This window comes from Burkholderia sp. IMCC1007 (assembly GCF_027257875.1).
In the GTDB taxonomy this organism is placed as follows: domain Bacteria; phylum Pseudomonadota; class Gammaproteobacteria; order Burkholderiales; family Burkholderiaceae; genus Burkholderia.
Map to the genome: position 1 here is coordinate 52364 of NZ_JAPVQY010000006.1, position 17425 is coordinate 69788.

Annotated in this window: 14 protein-coding genes and 2 pseudogenes; 7 read left to right on the top strand and 9 right to left on the bottom strand. The window is 62.2% G+C overall.

What is annotated here, in order from left to right:
• Positions 1 to 355: 355 nt before the first annotated feature.
• Positions 356 to 1642, bottom strand: coding sequence for a histidinol dehydrogenase (hisD, locus tag O1Q03_RS08140; protein WP_269502687.1), 1287 nt, complete (start codon positions 1640 to 1642; stop codon positions 356 to 358).
• Between the two features lie 348 nt (positions 1643 to 1990).
• Between hisD and O1Q03_RS08145 the strand changes: the two genes are divergently transcribed.
• Genes O1Q03_RS08145 through O1Q03_RS08155 form a run of 3 tightly spaced genes read left to right on the top strand, consistent with a single transcriptional unit; the run spans position 1991 to position 6135 of the window.
• Positions 1991 to 2656 carry a ThuA domain-containing protein gene (locus O1Q03_RS08145; RefSeq protein WP_269502688.1) on the top strand — a complete coding sequence of 222 codons (666 nt, stop codon included), beginning with the start codon at positions 1991 to 1993 and terminating at the stop codon, positions 2654 to 2656.
• Positions 2632 to 4518 carry a thiamine pyrophosphate-binding protein gene (locus O1Q03_RS08150; protein WP_269502689.1) on the top strand — a complete coding sequence of 629 codons (1887 nt, stop codon included), beginning with the start codon at positions 2632 to 2634 and terminating at the stop codon, positions 4516 to 4518. The genes O1Q03_RS08145 and O1Q03_RS08150 overlap by 25 nt, the downstream gene beginning before the upstream one ends.
• Before the next feature lie 12 nt (positions 4519 to 4530).
• Positions 4531 to 6135 carry a GMC oxidoreductase gene (locus tag O1Q03_RS08155; RefSeq protein WP_269502690.1) on the top strand — a complete coding sequence of 535 codons (1605 nt, stop codon included), beginning with the start codon at positions 4531 to 4533 and terminating at the stop codon, positions 6133 to 6135.
• Between the two features lie 49 nt (positions 6136 to 6184).
• On the opposite strand, the gene O1Q03_RS08160 is transcribed toward O1Q03_RS08155, so the two are convergent.
• From O1Q03_RS08160 to O1Q03_RS08180, 5 genes are all read right to left on the bottom strand, one after another.
• Positions 6185 to 7282 (bottom strand): LacI family DNA-binding transcriptional regulator, encoded by a 1098-nt coding sequence (locus O1Q03_RS08160; protein WP_269502875.1) that lies wholly within the window; start codon positions 7280 to 7282, stop codon positions 6185 to 6187.
• 65 nt (positions 7283 to 7347) lie between these two features.
• Positions 7348 to 8142, bottom strand: a complete 795-nt coding sequence (locus O1Q03_RS08165; protein WP_269502691.1) for an inositol monophosphatase family protein — start codon at positions 8140 to 8142, stop codon at positions 7348 to 7350.
• A 94-nt stretch (positions 8143 to 8236) separates the two neighbouring features.
• Positions 8237 to 9328, bottom strand: coding sequence for an ABC transporter ATP-binding protein (locus O1Q03_RS08170; protein ID WP_269502693.1), 1092 nt, complete (start codon positions 9326 to 9328; stop codon positions 8237 to 8239).
• A 2-nt stretch (positions 9329 to 9330) separates the two neighbouring features.
• Positions 9331 to 10179, bottom strand: coding sequence for a carbohydrate ABC transporter permease (locus O1Q03_RS08175; RefSeq protein WP_059480407.1), 849 nt, complete (start codon positions 10177 to 10179; stop codon positions 9331 to 9333).
• A 46-nt stretch (positions 10180 to 10225) separates the two neighbouring features.
• Positions 10226 to 11185 (bottom strand): carbohydrate ABC transporter permease, encoded by a 960-nt coding sequence (locus O1Q03_RS08180; protein ID WP_269502876.1) that lies wholly within the window; start codon positions 11183 to 11185, stop codon positions 10226 to 10228.
• A gap of 215 nt (positions 11186 to 11400) precedes the next feature.
• On the opposite strand from O1Q03_RS08180, the gene O1Q03_RS08185 reads away from it, so the two are divergent.
• Positions 11401 to 12405, top strand: a complete 1005-nt coding sequence (locus tag O1Q03_RS08185) for a helix-turn-helix domain-containing protein (RefSeq protein ID WP_269502694.1) — start codon at positions 11401 to 11403, stop codon at positions 12403 to 12405.
• A 74-nt stretch (positions 12406 to 12479) separates the two neighbouring features.
• Here the strand turns inward: O1Q03_RS08185 and O1Q03_RS08190 are convergent, their stop codons facing one another.
• Together O1Q03_RS08190 and O1Q03_RS08195 are read right to left on the bottom strand one after the other, a co-directional pair.
• Entirely contained in the window at positions 12480 to 12758 is a 279-nt protein-coding gene (locus tag O1Q03_RS08190) for a hypothetical protein (RefSeq protein ID WP_269502695.1), read from the bottom strand.
• A 141-nt stretch (positions 12759 to 12899) separates the two neighbouring features.
• Positions 12900 to 14321: an APC family permease gene (locus O1Q03_RS08195; RefSeq protein WP_269502696.1), complete on the bottom strand. Its 1422-nt coding sequence runs from the start codon at positions 14319 to 14321 to the stop codon at positions 12900 to 12902.
• 249 nt (positions 14322 to 14570) lie between these two features.
• Here O1Q03_RS08195 and O1Q03_RS40135 point away from each other — a divergent pair.
• A pseudogene (locus tag O1Q03_RS40135) lies at positions 14571 to 14744 on the top strand (SOS response-associated peptidase family protein); the annotation flags it as partial.
• Positions 14745 to 14757: 13 nt separating this feature from the next.
• On the opposite strand, the pseudogene O1Q03_RS08200 reads toward O1Q03_RS40135, so the two are convergent.
• A pseudogene (locus O1Q03_RS08200) lies at positions 14758 to 15408 on the bottom strand (Tn3 family transposase); the annotation flags it as partial.
• 262 nt (positions 15409 to 15670) lie between these two features.
• Between O1Q03_RS08200 and O1Q03_RS08205 the strand changes: the two are divergent.
• Both O1Q03_RS08205 and O1Q03_RS08210 read left to right on the top strand, forming a co-directional pair.
• A complete protein-coding gene (locus tag O1Q03_RS08205; RefSeq protein WP_269502698.1) occupies positions 15671 to 16039 on the top strand; it encodes a hypothetical protein in 369 nt (122 codons plus the stop codon).
• Between the two features lie 92 nt (positions 16040 to 16131).
• The gene (locus O1Q03_RS08210; protein ID WP_269502699.1) at positions 16132 to 17424 is read left to right on the top strand and encodes a TolC family protein; all 1293 of its coding nucleotides are present in this window, start codon (positions 16132 to 16134) and stop codon (positions 17422 to 17424) included.
• Position 17425: the final 1 nt, after the last annotated feature.

The window sequence follows — 17425 nt, forward strand, 5'->3', positions numbered from 1 at the left end:
ACAACTATCCTGAACGACCGGAGTACGGTGAAGAGGCCATCGGGCGCCAGCTGATCGTCACCCCCTCCTGCCGTTTTGACGACTGCCGCGCTTTCCGGTCGGGATACCGCTCCAGACGTATTGCGTCGGACGAAAACCCGATCACTGCCTCCTCACCCGCGACGCAGTATTGAAGTCCAATAAATGCCGCTCAATTTCGCAAAGACACAATTTGTGTCGCACTACGACGCACTCGCATTCGCTCCGTAAAAATGGCGTTCGCGCGTCCCGGAACCGGGCGAGCTCGCTCGATTCGATCCAAAAAAAACGGCACTCTTTCGAGTGCCGAATCGCTGCCCGACGTTGCCGCCCGATGTCAGTCCGCTCGCTTTCCGAAGCGACGGACGCGGATATCGGCTTGTTCCTTGTGCCCCGCAAAGCCCTCCATTGCACACAGTCGCGAGCAGTATTCACCGAGCATGGCCGAAGCTTCGTCGGTCAGCACCCGCTGATATGTGCAGGTCTTGATGAATTTGCCGACCCACAGCCCGCCGGTATAGCGTGCGGCCTTCGTCGTCGGCAACGTATGGTTCGTGCCGATCACCTTGTCGCCATACGACACATTGGTACGGTCGCCGAGGAACAGCGCACCGTAGTTCGTCATGTGCTCGAGGAAATAAAGCGGATCGCGCGTCATCACCTGAACGTGCTCGGACGCGATCCGATCGGCTTCTTCGACCATTTCGTCGACGGTGTCGCACAGGATGATCTCGCCATAGTCGCGCCACGCGACCGACGCGACGGCCGCGGTCGGCAACACTGCGAGCTGGCGCTCGATTTCCGCCGGCAGGCCATCCGCGAGCTTGCCGGAATTCGTCAGGAACACGACCGGCGAATTCACGCCGTGCTCGGCCTGGCCAAGCAGGTCGGCCGCAACGATCTCGACGTCCGACGAATCGTCGGCGATGACGAGCGTCTCCGTCGGGCCTGCGATCAGGTCGATCCCGATCTTGCCGAACAGCTGGCGCTTCGCTTCGGCCACGTATGCATTGCCCGGGCCGACGATCATGTCGACCGGCTCGAACTGATCCGTACCGAGTGCCAATGCGGCAATCGCCTGAACGCCGCCGACGCAATAGATCTCGTCCGCGCCCGCGAGATGCATCGCCGTGACGATCGCCGGGTGCGGCTTTCCGTCGAACGGCGGTGCCACGGCCACCACACGCTTGACACCGGCAACCTTGGCCGTGAGCACGCTCATATGAGCGGAAGCCAGCAGCGGATACTTCCCGCCCGGGATATAGCAGCCGACGGAATTCACCGGAATGTTCCGGTGACCGAGCACGACACCCGGCAGCGTCTCGACTTCGATGTCACGCAGCGCGTCCTTCTGCGCCAGGGCAAACCGGCGAACTTGCTGCTGCGCAAACTTGATGTCGTCCAGTTCGCGTTCCGACAGGGTCGCGACACACGCGCTGATCTCCGCGTCCGACAGACGAAAGGAGGCCGGATTCCATTTGTCGAACCGCATCGAGTATTCGCGCACGGCAGCGTCTCCATTGGCGGCGACGTCCGCGATGATCTGTTCGACCGTATCGCGCACCTGCTTCGCGATCTCGAGTTGCGCCTCCATCGGCTTGCTTTTCTTAAGATGCTGGATCACAAAAATCTCCAAGAGTGTTTCCCGACCATGCAGCGCGATGCCCGCGTTGCGACGGTGCACGATCCGAACGAATTCGATCACACGGGCAAATTTTCGCGGGCCGAATTTGCCGACACAATTTCGCATCCACGTCGAAGCCGACGCGACATGACGCACCGCGCTGACGCAGATGCCGATGCGCGTCGCTCCGTTCGTTCCGCCGCGCTCCGCTCCGCTACCCGCGCGCCCGGATACCGCCTTCCGCCCCCGCTCTGGCCGAGGGTTTTCTAGTGCTTGACATCGCCATTTTGGGCGCGCAGCATTTCGCCAACTTATACGTATAAGTTCCATTGAACAAGGAGTAAAGTCATGACTCGAGTTCTCCATCTGTACGGCGGCTGGCCGGGGCACTACCCGTATGAAGTCGCCGCATGGGCGCGCGGACTGTTCGACGAACTGGGCTGGGAGGTCGAAGGTTCGACCGACATCTTCACGCTCGATCGCGATCTGTCCGCCTTCGATTTGATCGTGATCGGCTGGAACAACGCCGTCACGACCGAGACGCTGACCGCGTCCCAGGAAAAGCATCTGCTGGACGCGGTCGAGAACGGCACGGGTCTCGCCGCATGGCATGGCGCCGCCGCGGCGTTTCGCGCAAGCCTTCGCTATCACATGGTGCTCGGCGGGTCGTTCATCGAGCATCCTGCCGGCGAGGGCTATCCGCATCCGTACATGGTCAACGTGATCGATCACGACCATCCGGTCACGCACGGCGTCGAAGACTTCGAGGTCCGTTCGGAGCAGTACTACATGCAGGTCGATCCGAACAACCACGTGCTGGCCGAAACGACTTTCGATGGCAAGCCGTTCCCGTGGCTGGCCGGCAATCGCAGCCCGGTCGCATGGGTCAAGCAGTGGGGGCGCGGTCGCGTGTTCTACCACTCGATCGGCCACGACGTCGGCAACCTGTCCGACATCAACGTTCGCCGCCTCACGATGCAAGGCCTGCAATGGGCCGCGCGAGCGGCTGCGTAACGCAGTCAGTGAAGTCCCGCGCGGGCCATCGTTGTCGCGCGCGGATGTCCTCAAATCCTAGTCAGGATAGAAAAATGGCAAAGCTTACCGGAAGTCAAATCGTCGCCCAGACGTTGAAGAACTACGGTGTCGAATACGTCGCCGGCATTCCCGGTCACGGCATCTGGACGCTGACGGATGCGTTCCTCGAGAAGGACTCGGAGATTCGCTTCATCCAGGTGTTTCACGAGCAAAGCGCGGTGCATCTGGCCGACGGCTACTACCGCGTGTCGGGCAAGCCGATGGCGGCAGTCACGTCGATCGGCGCAGGCGCGAGCAACACGGTCATCGGGATGGCAACGGCCTTCACCGATTCGACGAGCGTCATGCTCATCACCGGCGGGCCGCCCACGCACATGCGCGGTCACGGGCTGCTTCAGGAACTCGAACGCTACGTCGACAACGATTTTCCGAAGATCGCCGAGGCCGTGTCCAAGCGCCATTGGGTGGCACAGCGCGTCGAGGAGCTGCCGTTCATCATGCATCGCGCATTCAGCTCGATGCTGACCGGCCGCCCCGGACCGGTTCACGTCGAGATTCCGATGGACACGCAGGCCGAGGCCGCGGAAGTCACGCTGCACCAGCTCGAGGAACGCGTGCCGCTCGGCAAGGTGTATCCGGATCCTGTCGCCGTCGCCAAGGCGGCCGACGTGCTTCGGCAGGCCAGGCGCCCGGTGATGGTCATCGGCGGCGGCGTCATCACCGGCGAAGCGGCCGCGGAAGTGCTTGCGCTCGCCGAGAAGTGGCAGATTCCGGTCGTCACCACCTGGAACGGCAAGAGCGGTTTCCCCGAAGATCACACGCTGTTCGCGGGCAGTGTCGGCCAAACCGGCACGATGTGCGGCAACAAGGTCGCGTCGAGCGCGGACGTGATCCTCGCGGTCGGCTGCCGTTTCACCGACTGGTCGTCGTCGAGCTACGCGAAAGGCGTCACGTTCTCGATTCCGCCCGGCAAGCTGATCCATATCGATATCGATCCGCACGAGATCGGCAAGAACTATCCGGTCGCCGTCGGCATCGTCGCCGACGCCAAATACGCGCTCGCGCACATCGTCGAGGCGCTCGAAGGCGATTCGGCCGACCGTGGCGAATATCTGGCCGAGGTCGCCGCGCACAAGGCGGAATGGGAAGCCAAGCTGGCCACGCGCCGCGATTCCGACCGCTTCCCGTTCACGTCGCAACGGCCGCTCGGCGCGCTGCGCAAGATCTTCCCGCGCGACACCATCGTGGTGGTTGGCTCGGGCAATACCCAGGGCGCGGTCAAACAGACCTTCCCGGTCTACACCCCGCGTACCCACCTGACCTCCGGCGGCTTTTCGTCGATGGGCTGGGCGGTGCCCGCGGCCATCGGGGCGAAGCTCGCGAAGCCGGACAGCCCGGTGGTCTGCATTCTCGGTGACGGCGACTTCCTGATGACGTCGCAGGAAATCGCGATTTGCGTCACCAACAACCTGCCGGTGATCTTCATCGTCCAGAACAACGCCGGGTATATGTCGATTCGCGGCGGCCAGCGCAAGCAGACGAGCCGCCATATCGGTACCGAGTTCAACTATCCGGACGGACGCCCGTACTCGCCCGACTTCGAGGCAGTCGGCAAGGCGTTCGGTCTCAAGTCGTGGCGCGTGAACAGCAATGACGAACTCGAGCCGATTCTCCAGCAGGCGCTTGAAAGCAACGAGCCGTGCCTGATCGAGATTCCGACGGATCGCGACGCGGCCGGCCCGTGGGTGCCGGGCTGGTGGGATTTCCCGATTCCGGCCTATATCGACGACGAGCGACAGGAAGAATACGCACAATTCCGCAACTCAGAGCAACATCTGTAAGGTAGTCAGCGCATGAGCGATGCAACGCTTGTTCATCGTCCGGCGTCCGATCTGTCCAGCTTCGCGCCGGTTCTCCGGCGCGAAGTCCCGACGGTCGTGCCCGGCAGCGATGGAATCATTACCTGCGACGTGGTCATCGTGGGATCCGGCATGGGCGGCTCGAGTTTCGCGCAGGGCATCTCGGGTCACGGCCTCGACGTGCTCATCGTCGAGCGTGGCGATTTCCTGCCTCGTGAAATCCAGAATTGGCAGGCCGAGGCCGTATTTCGCGAAGGACGCTACCGCAACGCGGAGTCGTGGATCGACGACGCCGGGAAGCCGTTTTCACCCGGGGTCTTCTACTACGTCGGCGGCAACACGAAGGTCTTCGGTGCCATGCTTCCACGGTTCAGGGAAGCCGATTTCGGCACGATTCAGCACGCCGAAGGAATCTCGCCCGCGTGGCCGATCACTTACGCCGACATGGAGCCGTACTACGCCGCCGCGGAGCGGCTTTACAACGTCCATGGCGCGAGCGGCAAGGATCCGACCGATCCGTGGCGCTCCGGCGACTATCCGTTTCCCGCGCTGGAACATGACCCTGCGTTGCGGCCGCTCGCTGCGGCGATGCGTGCGCAAGGGCTTCGTCCGTTCGTGATGCCGGCGGCCGTCAACTACGGCCGCGAACGGCCGTGCGTGCTCTGCTCGACCTGCGACGGCTATCCATGCCTGGTCGACGCGAAGGGCGATGCGGAAGTGTCCGTACTGCGGCCGCTCGTCGGCGGCGGCGGCGCGCGGCTGATGGTGCGCACCCGTATCGATCGTCTCGTGATGTCGGCCGACGGCACGCGCATCGAGGAGGCGCTCGGCGTTCGCGACGGGCAGCCGGTTCGCATCCGCGCGAAGCGGTTCGTCCTCGCGTGCGGCGCGGTGAACTCGGCAGCCCTTCTGCTGCGATCGGCCGATCGTGCGCATCCGGCCGGTGTCGGCAACCGTTCGGGGATGCTCGGCCGGAACTATATGGTTCACAACAGCACGTTCATGCTCGCCGTCGATCCGCGCCGTGCCAACGACGTGCTCTTCCAGAAAACGCTCGCGATCAACGACTGGTATCTGCGTTCCCCGCAGAACGCATTCCCGCTCGGTAACGTACAGATGCTCGGCAAGATCCGCGAGCCGATGGTGACGGGCATGTATCCGTGGCTGCCGAAGGCCGTTTCGCGCTACATGACCGACCACAGCGTCGATCTGTACCTGACCAGCGAGGACCTTCCCGATCCGGAGAACCGCGTCACCGTCGACCCGCAGTCGGGTCGCATCCGCATCAGGTGGCGCGCCAACAACCTGCGTGCGCACCGGGCGCTCGTGAAGAAGGCGGTCGCGATGATGCGGCGGGCCGGGTATCCGCTCGTGTTGACGAAGCGCATGGGAATCGCGACCAACTCGCATCAATGCGGCACGGCCGTGATGGGCAACGACCCGAGCACGAGCGTGCTCGACACGAACTGCAGGCTTCACGACGTGGAGAACGCGTGGATCGTCGACAGTTCGTGGTTCCCGTCCTCCGCGGCGGTCAACCCGGCGCTCACGATCGCCGCGAATGCGCTTCGTGTGGCCAGCCAGTTCGTCGGTCACTGAAGCGAAGCCTGTCCATACGCCGCGATACACCGCGATACGCCGGCCGCGCCTATCTTGCCGCGGCCGGCGCCTGCGTCGTCGACCGCACCACCAGCTCCGTCGGCAGGAGCACCCTGGGCACGCGCGACTTGCGGGAAGCGGGGCCACTGAGGAGTTCGCTGAGAAGTTGCGCGGCCTGACGGCCTTTCTCGATCAGCGGCTGATGGATGGTCGTGAGCCCTGCGCCGGCTGCTTCCGGTATATCGTCGAAGCCGATCACGGAGAGGCACTCGGGCACCGCCACGCCGCGTTCACGCGCGGCCTGCACGAGCGCGAGCGCCATCACGTCCGACGTCGCCGCCACTGCCGTCAAGCCCGTATGCTGCAGGATCTGTTCGGCCGCCCAGATGCCCGATGCACGATCGAAGCCGCCGGCCTCGACCATCAACAGGTCGTCAAAGCCGAGCCCCGCCGCTTCGGCCGCGCGCAGATAGCCGTCGATGCGGGCTCGCACGACGTTTTCCGTGGCTTCCTGGAAGCGCTGCCTCGTGACGACGCCCTTGAAGCCATCCGGACGCAGCCGGTCGGCCACGATGCCGATCCGCCGGTGGCCGAGCTCGATCAGGTGCCGCATCTGGACGACGGCGGACTGCAGATCGTCGATCCCGACGAACGGCACCTTGTCGATGATCGGTGCGTCGACGATCACGACCGGGATACCCTGCCGGCGCGCGACCTCGATGACCGGGTAGCGATCCGGCAGCGAGTACGCGATCAGTCCGTCGACGAACCCGCGTACCGCGAGGCTGCCGTTCTCGGCATCGCCGGCATGATTCGCCAGATCCTTCTGCAGCGGGAAAAGCGCGAGCGCGACGTTCGCGAGTTCGCTGATTTCAGCGATGCCGCGCAGCAGGCAGGTGGTTGCCGGATCGGCGAATGCGTAAGGCAACTCGTCCATGATCATCAGGCCGACGGCACCGACCCGCCCGGAGCGCAGACTGCGCCCACGTACGTTGGGCCCGGGATAGCCGAGTTTTTTCGCGACGGCGAAAATATGCTCGCGCTGCGCCTCGGAGATTTCCGACGGCTTGTTGTACGCATAGGAGACCGCGGGCTGAGAGACGCCGGCGGCCAATGCGACGTCCTTCATTGATACGGCACGCTTCATCGATGGGAAGGCATCCGCCTGTGGACTGGCAATGCCGCATTTTACAGGGATACACGCCAGATCCTTCACGCATTCGATCCGGCCAGCAATGCAATCACGCTCGCATGAAGCGCGCCGCTCGACGCCGCGACGACATCGCCCGCCGAACGCTCGCTCAAACGTTGTCCGCGCCAGTCCGTCATCCGGCCGCCGGCCGCTTCGACGATCGGGACGATCGGCAGGAAATCGTGGGGGGCGAGCCCCGATTCGACGACGAGGTCGCACCGCCCGGTGGCCAGTGCCGCGTAATTGAAGCAATCGCCGCCATATCGATGGACGGCGACACGCGCGACGAGCCGCGCGTACGCCGGCTGCTCGCCGGGCGTTAACTTGTCCGGCGTCGTCGTGCACATGCGCGCCGCCGACAGTGGCACAGCCGTGCCGGCAGCCGGCTCGACATGCGTCGCGGCATCGGTGCTGCTTGCGATCAGCCGCCGTCCGAGGGCCGGCATGTCGATCGCGCCGAGCCATGGCACACCGTCGCATAGTACGCCGACGAGCGTTCCCCATAATGGACTGCCCGTCACGAAGGCGCGCGTCCCGTCAAGCGGATCGATGACCCATCTCCGGTGCGTTGCCCCGCCCGCTCGTCCCTCGATCACGCCGAATTCCTCGCCGACGATGGAATCCAGCGGGTGCCGCGCCTGAATATGGGCGCGTAGTGCCAGCTCGATACGCCTGTCGAGTTCGGTGACGGGCGACGCATCGCGCTTTCGCGTAATGGCGAGCGTGTCGTGCGCCACGGCAGCGCACAGCGTGCGAGCCAGGTCGCAGAGATCGATCACCGTGTCCCGATAGTATTGTTCGTCGATACTCGACATCGGTCCCGCCATCGAATGTTCGTCATTCCGCTCAATGTTCATCGTCCCGAGACGGGCCGGCCGCGCACACCGCGATACCGACCGGCATGTCCCTTCATACGACGCGTTGTTCGGTCGCCGGGTCGAAAATAAGTGCCTTGTCGGCGTTGACGACGAGCTGCATCACGTCCCCGACGCGCCCGACGCCTGGCGCGAAGCGGGCCATGATCGATTCTCCCGCAACCGACAACAGCACGAAGTTGTCGGCGCCCGTCGGCTCCACGACGTCGACCGTCGCCTGGAAGCTTGCGGACCCGACGCCTGGCGCGAGCCATTCCGGGCGAACGCCCAGTACGACTTCCCGATCGAGGTAGCATCGTTGCGCGTCGCTGAGCGAGCCCAGCGCGATCTCGAGCGTGTGCCCGCTGCCGTCGCCGCCGATGAAAACGGCGTGCGTGTCGCCGCCGCGCAGCACGCCGTCCAGGCAGTTCATCGCAGGCGATCCGATGAAGCGCGCGACGAACAGGTTCGCCGGGCGATCATAAACGTCTTCCGGCGTGCCGATCTGTTGCACCTCGCCGCCCCGCATGACCACGATCTTCGTCGCCAGCGTCATCGCTTCGATCTGGTCGTGCGTCACGTAGACCGTCGTCGTGCCGACACGCTGGTGCAGCTTCTTGATTTCCGCGCGCATTTCCGTGCGCAGTTTCGCGTCGAGATTCGACAGCGGCTCGTCGAACAGGAATATCTTGGGTTCCCGCACCATCGCGCGCCCCATTGCAACGCGCTGGCGCTGGCCACCCGACAGCTGACTGGGCTTGCGATCGAGCAACTGATCGAGCTGCAGGATCGCCGCGACCCGCTTGACCGCCTCCTCCTGCTCGGATCGCGATGCCCCACGCACGCGCATCCCGAATGTCAGGTTCTTGCGCACCGTCATCGTCGGGTAAAGCGCATACGACTGAAACACCATCGCGATATCGCGCTTCGCGGATTCGACGTCGTTGACGACCGAGCCGTCGATGACGATCTCGCCGTCGTTGACCGGTTCGAGTCCCGCGATCGCGTTCAGCAATGTCGACTTCCCGCAGCCGGACGGACCGAGCAGCACGAGGAACTCGCCGTCGTCGGCATCGATATTGATTTCCTTGAGGCAAGCAACGCTGCCGTAGTTCTTGCGGACATCGCGAATATGGAGAGAAGCCATGATTACCCCTTGACCGCGCCGGCCATCAAGCCGCGCACGAAATACTTGCCCGCCAGGAAATAAATGACGAGCGTTGGAAGAGCAGCCAGCAATGCACCGGCCATATGGACGTTGTACGGACGTTCGCCCGCGCTCGCGCTCACCATGTTGTTCAGCGCAACCATGATGGGCGTGTTCTGACCGCTCGTGAACGACACGCCGAACAGGAAGTCATTCCAGATCGACGTGAACTGCCAGATCACGGTGACGACGATCATCGGTACCGACAGCGGCAGGATGATGTATGCAAAAGTCGTCCAGAAACCCGCTCCGTCGACCCGCGCCGCCTTCACGAGGTCCTGTGGCACCGTCATGAAGTAATTGCGAAAGAACATCGTCGTGAATGGCAGGCCGTAGACCGTATGAACGAGCACGAGACCTGCAAGACTGCCTGACAAGCCGAGTACGCCCAGCGTCTTCGCAAGCGGTATCAACACGGATTGATATGGCGTGAAGGTGCCGAACAGGATCACCGCGTAGACGAACTTCGACCCTCTGAAATTGAACTTCGTCAACGCGTAGCCGTTCAATGCGCCAAGAAGCGTGGACAACAAGACGGCAGGTACGACGATCAGCACGGTTCGCACGTAGAACCCGTGCAGCCCCACGCAGTCGATGCCGACGCACGCGTTTTGCCATGCATCGATCCACGGCTGGACCGTGGGCGCGAGCGGAAAGGACAGAATCGACGTCGACCGGATCTCCGCCATGTCCTTGAACGAAGCGAAGACCATCACGAGCAGCGGCATCACGAAGAAGGCCGCGCTGCCGGCGAGGACCGCATAGAGCACCGTACGCGCGGCATAGCGCATCGCCGTGCTCGATGGGCGGGACACGCGACGCGCATGCCGGACTGCGTCAGAGACTGTCGTTGTGTTCACGCTTGAACTCCGAGTAGAGATACGGGACGGTAAGGACGATCACGACGAGCAGAATCATGACGGAGCTGGCGGCGCCCTGTGCGAGCTGGCCGCGACTGAACGTCAGGTTGTACATGAACGTCGTCGGCAGGTCGCTCGAGAAACCCGGCCCGCCGTTCGTCAGCGCAACGACAAGGTCGAAAGACCGCACCGCCTGGTAGATCAGAATCACTACGACGCTGAACACGGACGCGCGCAGCATCGGGATGATGATGGTCAGATAGATGCGCAGGGTTCCGGCGCCTTCCATGCGTGCCGCCTTGATGATTTCGCCGTCGATCCCGCGCAGGCCCGCCAGGAAGATCGCCATCACGAAGCCCGCGGTTTGCCAGACGGCGGCGACGACAAGCGTATAGACCGCCATCTGCGGGTCGATTAGCCAGTTCACATGGACGCCGGTAATGCCAAGATCCTGCAGCAGCTTTTCCAGTCCGAGGCCAGGATTCAGGATCCACTTCCAAGCCGTGCCGGTGACGATCAACGACACCGCCATCGGATACAGATAGATCATCCGGAACGCCCCCTCGCCCCGTACTTTCTGGTCGAGGAAAATCGCGAGCAGCAACCCCATCACGAGCGAGATCAGCATGAATGCAATCGAGAACAAACCGAGGTTCGTTACCGCGACATTCCATCGATCCGAATCCCATAGCCGCGCATACTGCGCAAGACCGACGAAGTCGTAATTCGGCGCGAACTTCGAATTGGTAAACGAGATGACGATCGACCAGCCGATGAACACATAGACGGCCATCAAAAGTACGACGATACTCGGCGCCAGCGTAAGTGCCGCGGGGCTCGCGCGCAGCCAGCGTCGTCGCTGCCCGACCGCTCCGGCATGGATGCCGCCTCCTGGGGAAAAAGACATCTCGAATCTCCGTGTGGTTTCTGCTTTCATGCGCTCCCCCTCTCCTGATACGGTCACGCGATGCTTGCGGCATCACCGCGACGCGTCATGTCCCGATGGTGCCGCTCGTTCCGTGCATGACCGTGTGAGGATCATGCGATCGGTGGCTGGAGTATTTGCCGCTAAAAACACGTGCTCAATTTCGCGGAGCACGCAAATGAGACGCACAGTGACGCACAAAACGCAGTACACTCGATCATGCGTGAATGCAGCGCGACGGCCCACGCTTCGGATACCGCACCGATGCGCTTGAAGCCGTCATTCCTTCGGTTTCCATACGGAAAATCCCGAACGGGAATCGGCGAATCGACGCACGGCCGGCCGCGTTGCGCGCCGGTTCGCCGTTCGCCGCCGGTCCCTTCGATCACTTCTTCAGAAACAACATGGATCGTCAGCACGACCTTTCAAACCTGGCCAGCAATCTGTCGCTGCTCGTGGCGTCCTTCGACTCCATCGCGGATTTCTGCCGGAAGCTGAACATCAATCGTCAGCAGTTCAACAAATATCTGGCGGGCCATCACGTTCCGTCGCAGAAGGTTCTTCTGAAGATCGCCAAGTTTTTTCTGATGGAGCCGGCCGACCTGTTCCGGGCGCCGCCGGAATTCCGCAGCTTTTACGAAGGACTCGAATACGAACTGCCGTTCGATTTGAAGTCCGCACCGAGCTTCCTGCGATTTCTGCCGCTCATCAAGTCGTCGAGCACCGCGCTGCAGGATTTTCTCGGGGTGTACTACCGGTACCACAACTCGTCGATCTACAAGGGGCGCATCCTGCGCTCGGTGACGTGCCTCTACGAGCGCGATTCGGTGGTGCAGTACGTGACCGTGGAGCGTTTCCCGTTACTGGATCAGGACGGCAAGGTCGGCTACTCGTTCAAATACCACGGCTTCTGTTTCCTGATGGGAGATCGGATCTTCATGATCGATTTCGAAGGGCGGCAGAAGAACGAAATGACGTTCTCGGTCCTGACGCCTCAACACCGTCGCCCGATTCGCTTCCTGTACGGCGTGGTCACCGGTGTGGCGTCGTCGTCGTTTCGCCAGCCCTTTTCGACGCGAATCGCGTTGAATTTTGCCGACCGCGGACACATGCAAAGGAAGCACCTGCGCAACGCGACGGTACTGTTACCGTCGGACACGTCCCTCCCTGCGGAGATCCGCGACTACATGACCGGCGATCAATCGACCGTTCTGTGGGGCGGCGAGGGATAAGCAAGTGCGCGGCGGTCCGCCGAGTCACCACCGCTTGAACACCGGCGATCGTGCGGGCGCGGCAGGCCGCTCTCCTAGCCGGCGTCGCGCTGTTGCCGCGAGACGTGTAAAAAGAACAGCGGGACGATGTTGGCCAAGCCGAAACCGACCGCCGCAAACAGCCCGATCAGGATCATCCAGTGTCGCGCGAAAACGAGCGCGACACGGGCAGCCGCAGTTCCGACCGAACCGGCGACGAGAATCGATCGCACGTCCGCGGAAAGAACGAAGCCAAACGAATAAAAGCCGGCTCTCGTCGAGAGGCGTTCCCAGGCGCCATCGCGAGACCGGCCACCGACTGCGAAAGTGCTCATGAAATAGACATGTCCTGTCACGCACCGACAACGAAGAATGACCCGACGAGCCCCTTGTCACGAAGGGCTGGCGTCGAGTCATTGCACGTCAGGCCGGCAATCGATGACTTCACCTGATAGCCGGAATCATCGATGCCGAACTCAAATCTTCAGTGCGGCACTGCGGCCAAATACATTACGCATGACAAAGTAATAGACGAGCCCGAGCACCAGCCAAATGATGCCCATCTTCAACGTGGCGGCCCTCATCGCGACCATGAGGGCAACGATGACGAGAAATCCGATCGCCGGCAGAACCACGTGATTCCACGTATCCGTCGACCTCTTCTTGATCTTGAAGTAGCCGATGACGGAAAGGTTGACCAGGATAAATGCAGAGAATGCGCCGAAGTTCTGGAACAAGGCCAGGTCGTCGAGACGATCCTGAAAGACCAATGCAATGATCAGCGAGATGGATGCAACGAAAATGTTCGCCACATACGGTTGCTTCGATCTGCGGGACAGCCGGGAAAAGACTTTGGGAAGCTGCCGGTCGCGTCCCATTGCGAAAATGATGCGGGCGATTGCCATTTGGCAGACGATCGTGCACGGTACGCCGAATGCCAGCGCGGTGCTGATGGACGTCATCGCGAACAGCCAGTGGCCGCCAGCGTAGCCCGATATGTCGTAAAAGGCGCTGTCCGGTGACAGTACCTTCGCGCCAGGCGCGAGGTCTGCGGCAATCCATGTCTGCAGCACGAACAGGATCGCGATGATGATCAACGATGCCATGCCGGCAAAGCTGGCCAAATGACGTTTCTCGCTCTTCACTTCCTCTCCGAGCGTCGTGATCGCGTCGAAGCCCAGGAAGTTCGTCGACCCGATGAGGATGCCGGTCCCGAGCCCCGCCCATGTGAAGGTATGGACATTGAAGAGCGAACCGAACGTGAGCCGGCCATGCCCCATGCCGCTGTAAAGCGCAAAGAGACCGACGCCGACGAACGCAGCGAGAATAACCAGCATGATCACGAGGAATGCCTGATTCACCTTCGCGGTTACCGATATACCGACGAGATTCAGAATCGTTCCGAGGCCGACGAATCCGATCACCCAGATGGAACGGGGTATCTCCGGCACCAGGCTGTTCATCGCCACCGCGCTGACAACCGCGAGCAATCCCGGCGCGATGATGTAGTCGAGAAACACCAGCCACCCGGCCAGAAAGCCGGCAAGATCGCCGATGCCGTTTTGAGCATAGGTATATGCCGATCCGGCTGCCGGAAATTCCTTGCTCAGTATCTGGTAACTGCGGGCCGTAAACATCATGGCCACGACACTCACGATGTATACCAGCGGCACCATACCGCCGCTCACATCGGAAATGATTCCGTAAAGTGCGAATGGCGCAATCGGAAGCATGTACACCATGCCGTACACGATCAAATCGAGCACACTCAATTCGCGGCTCAATTTCAAAGATGACTCGTTTTTCCCGGCATTGTTTTCAGGCGGATTCGCACCGGCAAACTCTGCTGACGAAATAGCGGCCTGACTTCCAGATCGGCGCGAAATATGACTTTCCATTCCAGACATCCTTCCACTTCGTTGCTCAAAGCGTGATGGGAGCTCGGCCTCCGTCAGTCGCCCTGAGGCGGCCACGAGACTGAGCACTGGCTTATACGTATAAGTCGAATGCTCGGCGCTTCAAATTGTGCTGTCAATGGGCTGAAGGAGAGCGTTTACCCGCAGTGGGTAATCATTCTCGATTCGAGCGGCGAAGCCCGGATGGTCTGCGACACCGTATGCGCCGCGACGCGCGAAGGTGGGCGTCGAGTTACCGACGATCCCCCACCGGAAGGGGCCGCGGCCGCACACGATCGATGCATCGTGCCAATCAAGTCCGGAAACGTGGACGCATGGCTGGCGTCCGATCCGTCCCGCCGTGCGCGGCTGCGCGAAATGGGGTCCCTTGATTTTCGTGCACTTTACCGGTGTAGGGCGGCCTAGCTGCGACAAGGTTCAGGTCGGGCCGCGTTGCGTCGACCTTGCTGCCGGCTTCGTTGACCATCTTGCGCTGCCAGCGAGCGAGCATCCACAGCAGCTGATCGGTGGCGACGCAGATCGCGTAACGCATGAAGCAGGCAGCCTCCAATCGGCGGATCGGGTGCCGGATGCGCTTGCTCACGGACGGCGGCCGGTTGGCGCAGCGTCGTGCGTTGTGCCTCACTACCGCTTCGTTGCATGCGGCCGGCCAGTCGCGATGCACGCCGAGCTTGGTCAGGCGCTCGATCTTGCGAAACAGTTCGCCCATCTGGTTCGTCGAGTTCCGCAACGGCACGAACGGGAGCCACTGCTGCAGGCTGGGGCCGCCGCATTCAGGTCGCGGCAACAGCAGGCCCCATTGATCGAGCGCCGCGGCGCCGAACACCGCCTCGAGCCGATGGGTCAGCGCGGCTTCCACATCCTGCACCGCCTGCACGATCAGTTGCTGCAATGCGCGGTCGTGAACGATCAAGACCCGGTGCTCGTAAAGCCACTGCTTGAGATCGAACAGCGCCGTGCTGCGATCCTGCCGGCCCGACAGCCGTTCCTTGAGCCAGCGGACGACGTAACGGCGCTGGTGCTCGGCCATGGGTTGGAATCCGAGCGCTTCGTAGGCAAGCTTCTGGTGAGACCAATATCTGGTTGCCTGCACAATTTTCGAAGGCTTACAGCTCCGTCAGAATACCCGGATCATTGCTTGGTCATTTCGTATCGCTGAATACTTACGGCCCCATCGTCCGGCATCGAACGGTTGCATATCCATCGACAAGCGATATACCCATATTCAGCGAGAACCCGCGGCCGGGCGCGTATTGTGGGCACGTTTCAACGCTGAAACGTCAGTACAATTCTGATGCAATCGGCGGCGTCGGCAGACTATAATGCCGGCTATGAAATTGCTCCGGACCGTTTTCCTGATGCTGCTCTGCGCGATGCTGCCCCTTAGCGGGCTGGCAGCAAGCGGCCTGACCGGCGAATGTCCGATGCTGCAATCCATGTCCATGGATTCTGACGCGGTCATGTCGGCAGACATGCCCGGCTGTGAGTCGATGAAGCCATCGTCCCTCGACAAGTCCAAGGCGAAGGGCGTGTTCTGCAAGCTCACCGCCCAGTGTCAGTTCGGTAGTCTTTACCATCCAGCTGCCAAAGCAGAAGTCATCCGCCCGGCTGCGTTCGCGAGCCCGATCGAATTCCATTACACCGCGTCTCTTCCGGCCCGCGATCCGAATGGATTGTGGCGACCTCCGCGTCTCGTTTAATCCCACGCTGACAGGTTCACCGCGAATGCGGTGAGGATCGTCCTATGCCAGGACGTGGAATCCCTATGGGATTTCGCCGTTGGGGTAAAAACATGCCATTCAATTTCGGCACGCCGCAGGGTCGGCGTGTTCCTCGGCGCGCGCATACGCTTTTTGCCGCGCTACTGGTCGCGGGCGTCGTTCACGCTCAGCAAGTCCCTTTCACGCTCGACGCCGCACTGCAGTCTGCCAACGACCGTTCGGCGTCGATGCAGGCCGCGCAGGCCTCCGTACGCGCCAGCTCGGAGGCGGCCGTCAGGGCCGGACAATTGCCGGACCCAATGCTCAAAGCAGGTATCGACAACCTGCCGGTGAACGGGTCGCAGCGCTTCACCGTCGGCCAGGACTTCATGACGATGCGCCGCATCGGCTTCGAGCAGGAATGGGTGTCCGGTGACAAGCGGCGATTGCGCTCAGCACTCGCCAACGAGATGGTTGGCCGCGAACGTGCCGGCTATCTCCTGCAGCTTGCCAATGTTCGCCAGCAAACGGCAACAGCGTGGCTGAATGCCATTTACGCCAAGGAGACACTGACACTGCAGCAGGCCCTGCTCGATCACATGAACCACGAGCTCGCGGCGACGAAGGCCTCCTATCGCGGTGCGAAAGGAAGCGCTTCCGACGTCGTGCAAGCCCAAGCCATGCTGGCGCAAACGCAGGACCAGGTTCTCAAGGCGCAGCAGACCTATCAGACCGCGCTCATCGGATTGTCGCGCTGGACGGCCGTGCCCGTTTCCGACGTGGCGGGCGAGCCACCGGCGCCGGAATCATTCGTGTCCTCATTGCCGCCGGACGAACTGCGCCTTTCGCAGCCGGCCCTCGTGGCCGCCTCCGAGGATATCGCGGTCGCCGAAGCGGGTGCAGCGGTCGCCAACAGCGAGCGCAGCCCGAACTGGACGTGGGAGGTCGCGTACCAGCAACGCGGCGGAGCGTACTCCAACATGGTGTCGGTAGGCGTCTCCATCCCGTTGCCGCTCAATCGTAAAAACCTCCAGAACCGCGACGTCGCAGAAAAGACTGAACTGGCCACCAAGGCGCGTCTGATGTACGAGGACACGCTCCGACAGGTCCAGGCCGACATTCGCACACAGTCAGCCGTGCTGGCCAGCGGCCGCGAGCGCATTGCGAGCCTGAGCCAGTCGTTGCTGCCTGCTGCCGACCAGCGGGTACAACTCGCCAATGCAGCCTACCGGGCCGGCACCGGCTCGCTCGCCGATACCTTCGCCGCGCGGCGCGCACAACTGGAAGCGCAGTTGCAGGTGCTCGACCTCAAGCGCGAGACATCGCAAACCTGGGCCCAGCTCGAATATCAGGTCGTGCCGTCAACGATGGTCGCCGCCCGGTGAA

Excerpts from the sequence above, each read along its gene's own strand:
- O1Q03_RS08145 (WP_269502688.1), top strand. The coding sequence starts at position 1,991 with ATGACTCGAGTTCTCCATCTGTACGGCGGCTGGCCGGGGCACTACCCG.
- O1Q03_RS08150 (WP_269502689.1), top strand. The coding sequence starts at position 2,632 with ATGGGCCGCGCGAGCGGCTGCGTAACGCAGTCAGTGAAGTCCCGCGCG.
- O1Q03_RS08155 (WP_269502690.1), top strand. The coding sequence starts at position 4,531 with ATGAGCGATGCAACGCTTGTTCATCGTCCGGCGTCCGATCTGTCCAGC.
- O1Q03_RS08160 (WP_269502875.1), bottom strand. The coding sequence starts at position 7,282 with ATGAAGCGTGCCGTATCAATGAAGGACGTCGCATTGGCCGCCGGCGTC.
- O1Q03_RS08165 (WP_269502691.1), bottom strand. The coding sequence starts at position 8,142 with ATGTCGAGTATCGACGAACAATACTATCGGGACACGGTGATCGATCTC.
- O1Q03_RS08170 (WP_269502693.1), bottom strand. The coding sequence starts at position 9,328 with ATGGCTTCTCTCCATATTCGCGATGTCCGCAAGAACTACGGCAGCGTT.
- O1Q03_RS08175 (WP_059480407.1), bottom strand. The coding sequence starts at position 10,179 with ATGCGCTATGCCGCGCGTACGGTGCTCTATGCGGTCCTCGCCGGCAGC.
- O1Q03_RS08180 (WP_269502876.1), bottom strand. The coding sequence starts at position 11,185 with ATGAAAGCAGAAACCACACGGAGATTCGAGATGTCTTTTTCCCCAGGA.
- O1Q03_RS08185 (WP_269502694.1), top strand. The coding sequence starts at position 11,401 with ATGCAGCGCGACGGCCCACGCTTCGGATACCGCACCGATGCGCTTGAA.
- O1Q03_RS08190 (WP_269502695.1), bottom strand. The coding sequence starts at position 12,758 with ATGAGCACTTTCGCAGTCGGTGGCCGGTCTCGCGATGGCGCCTGGGAA.
- O1Q03_RS08195 (WP_269502696.1), bottom strand. The coding sequence starts at position 14,321 with ATGGAAAGTCATATTTCGCGCCGATCTGGAAGTCAGGCCGCTATTTCG.
- O1Q03_RS08205 (WP_269502698.1), top strand. The coding sequence starts at position 15,671 with ATGAAATTGCTCCGGACCGTTTTCCTGATGCTGCTCTGCGCGATGCTG.
- O1Q03_RS08210 (WP_269502699.1), top strand. The coding sequence starts at position 16,132 with ATGCCATTCAATTTCGGCACGCCGCAGGGTCGGCGTGTTCCTCGGCGC.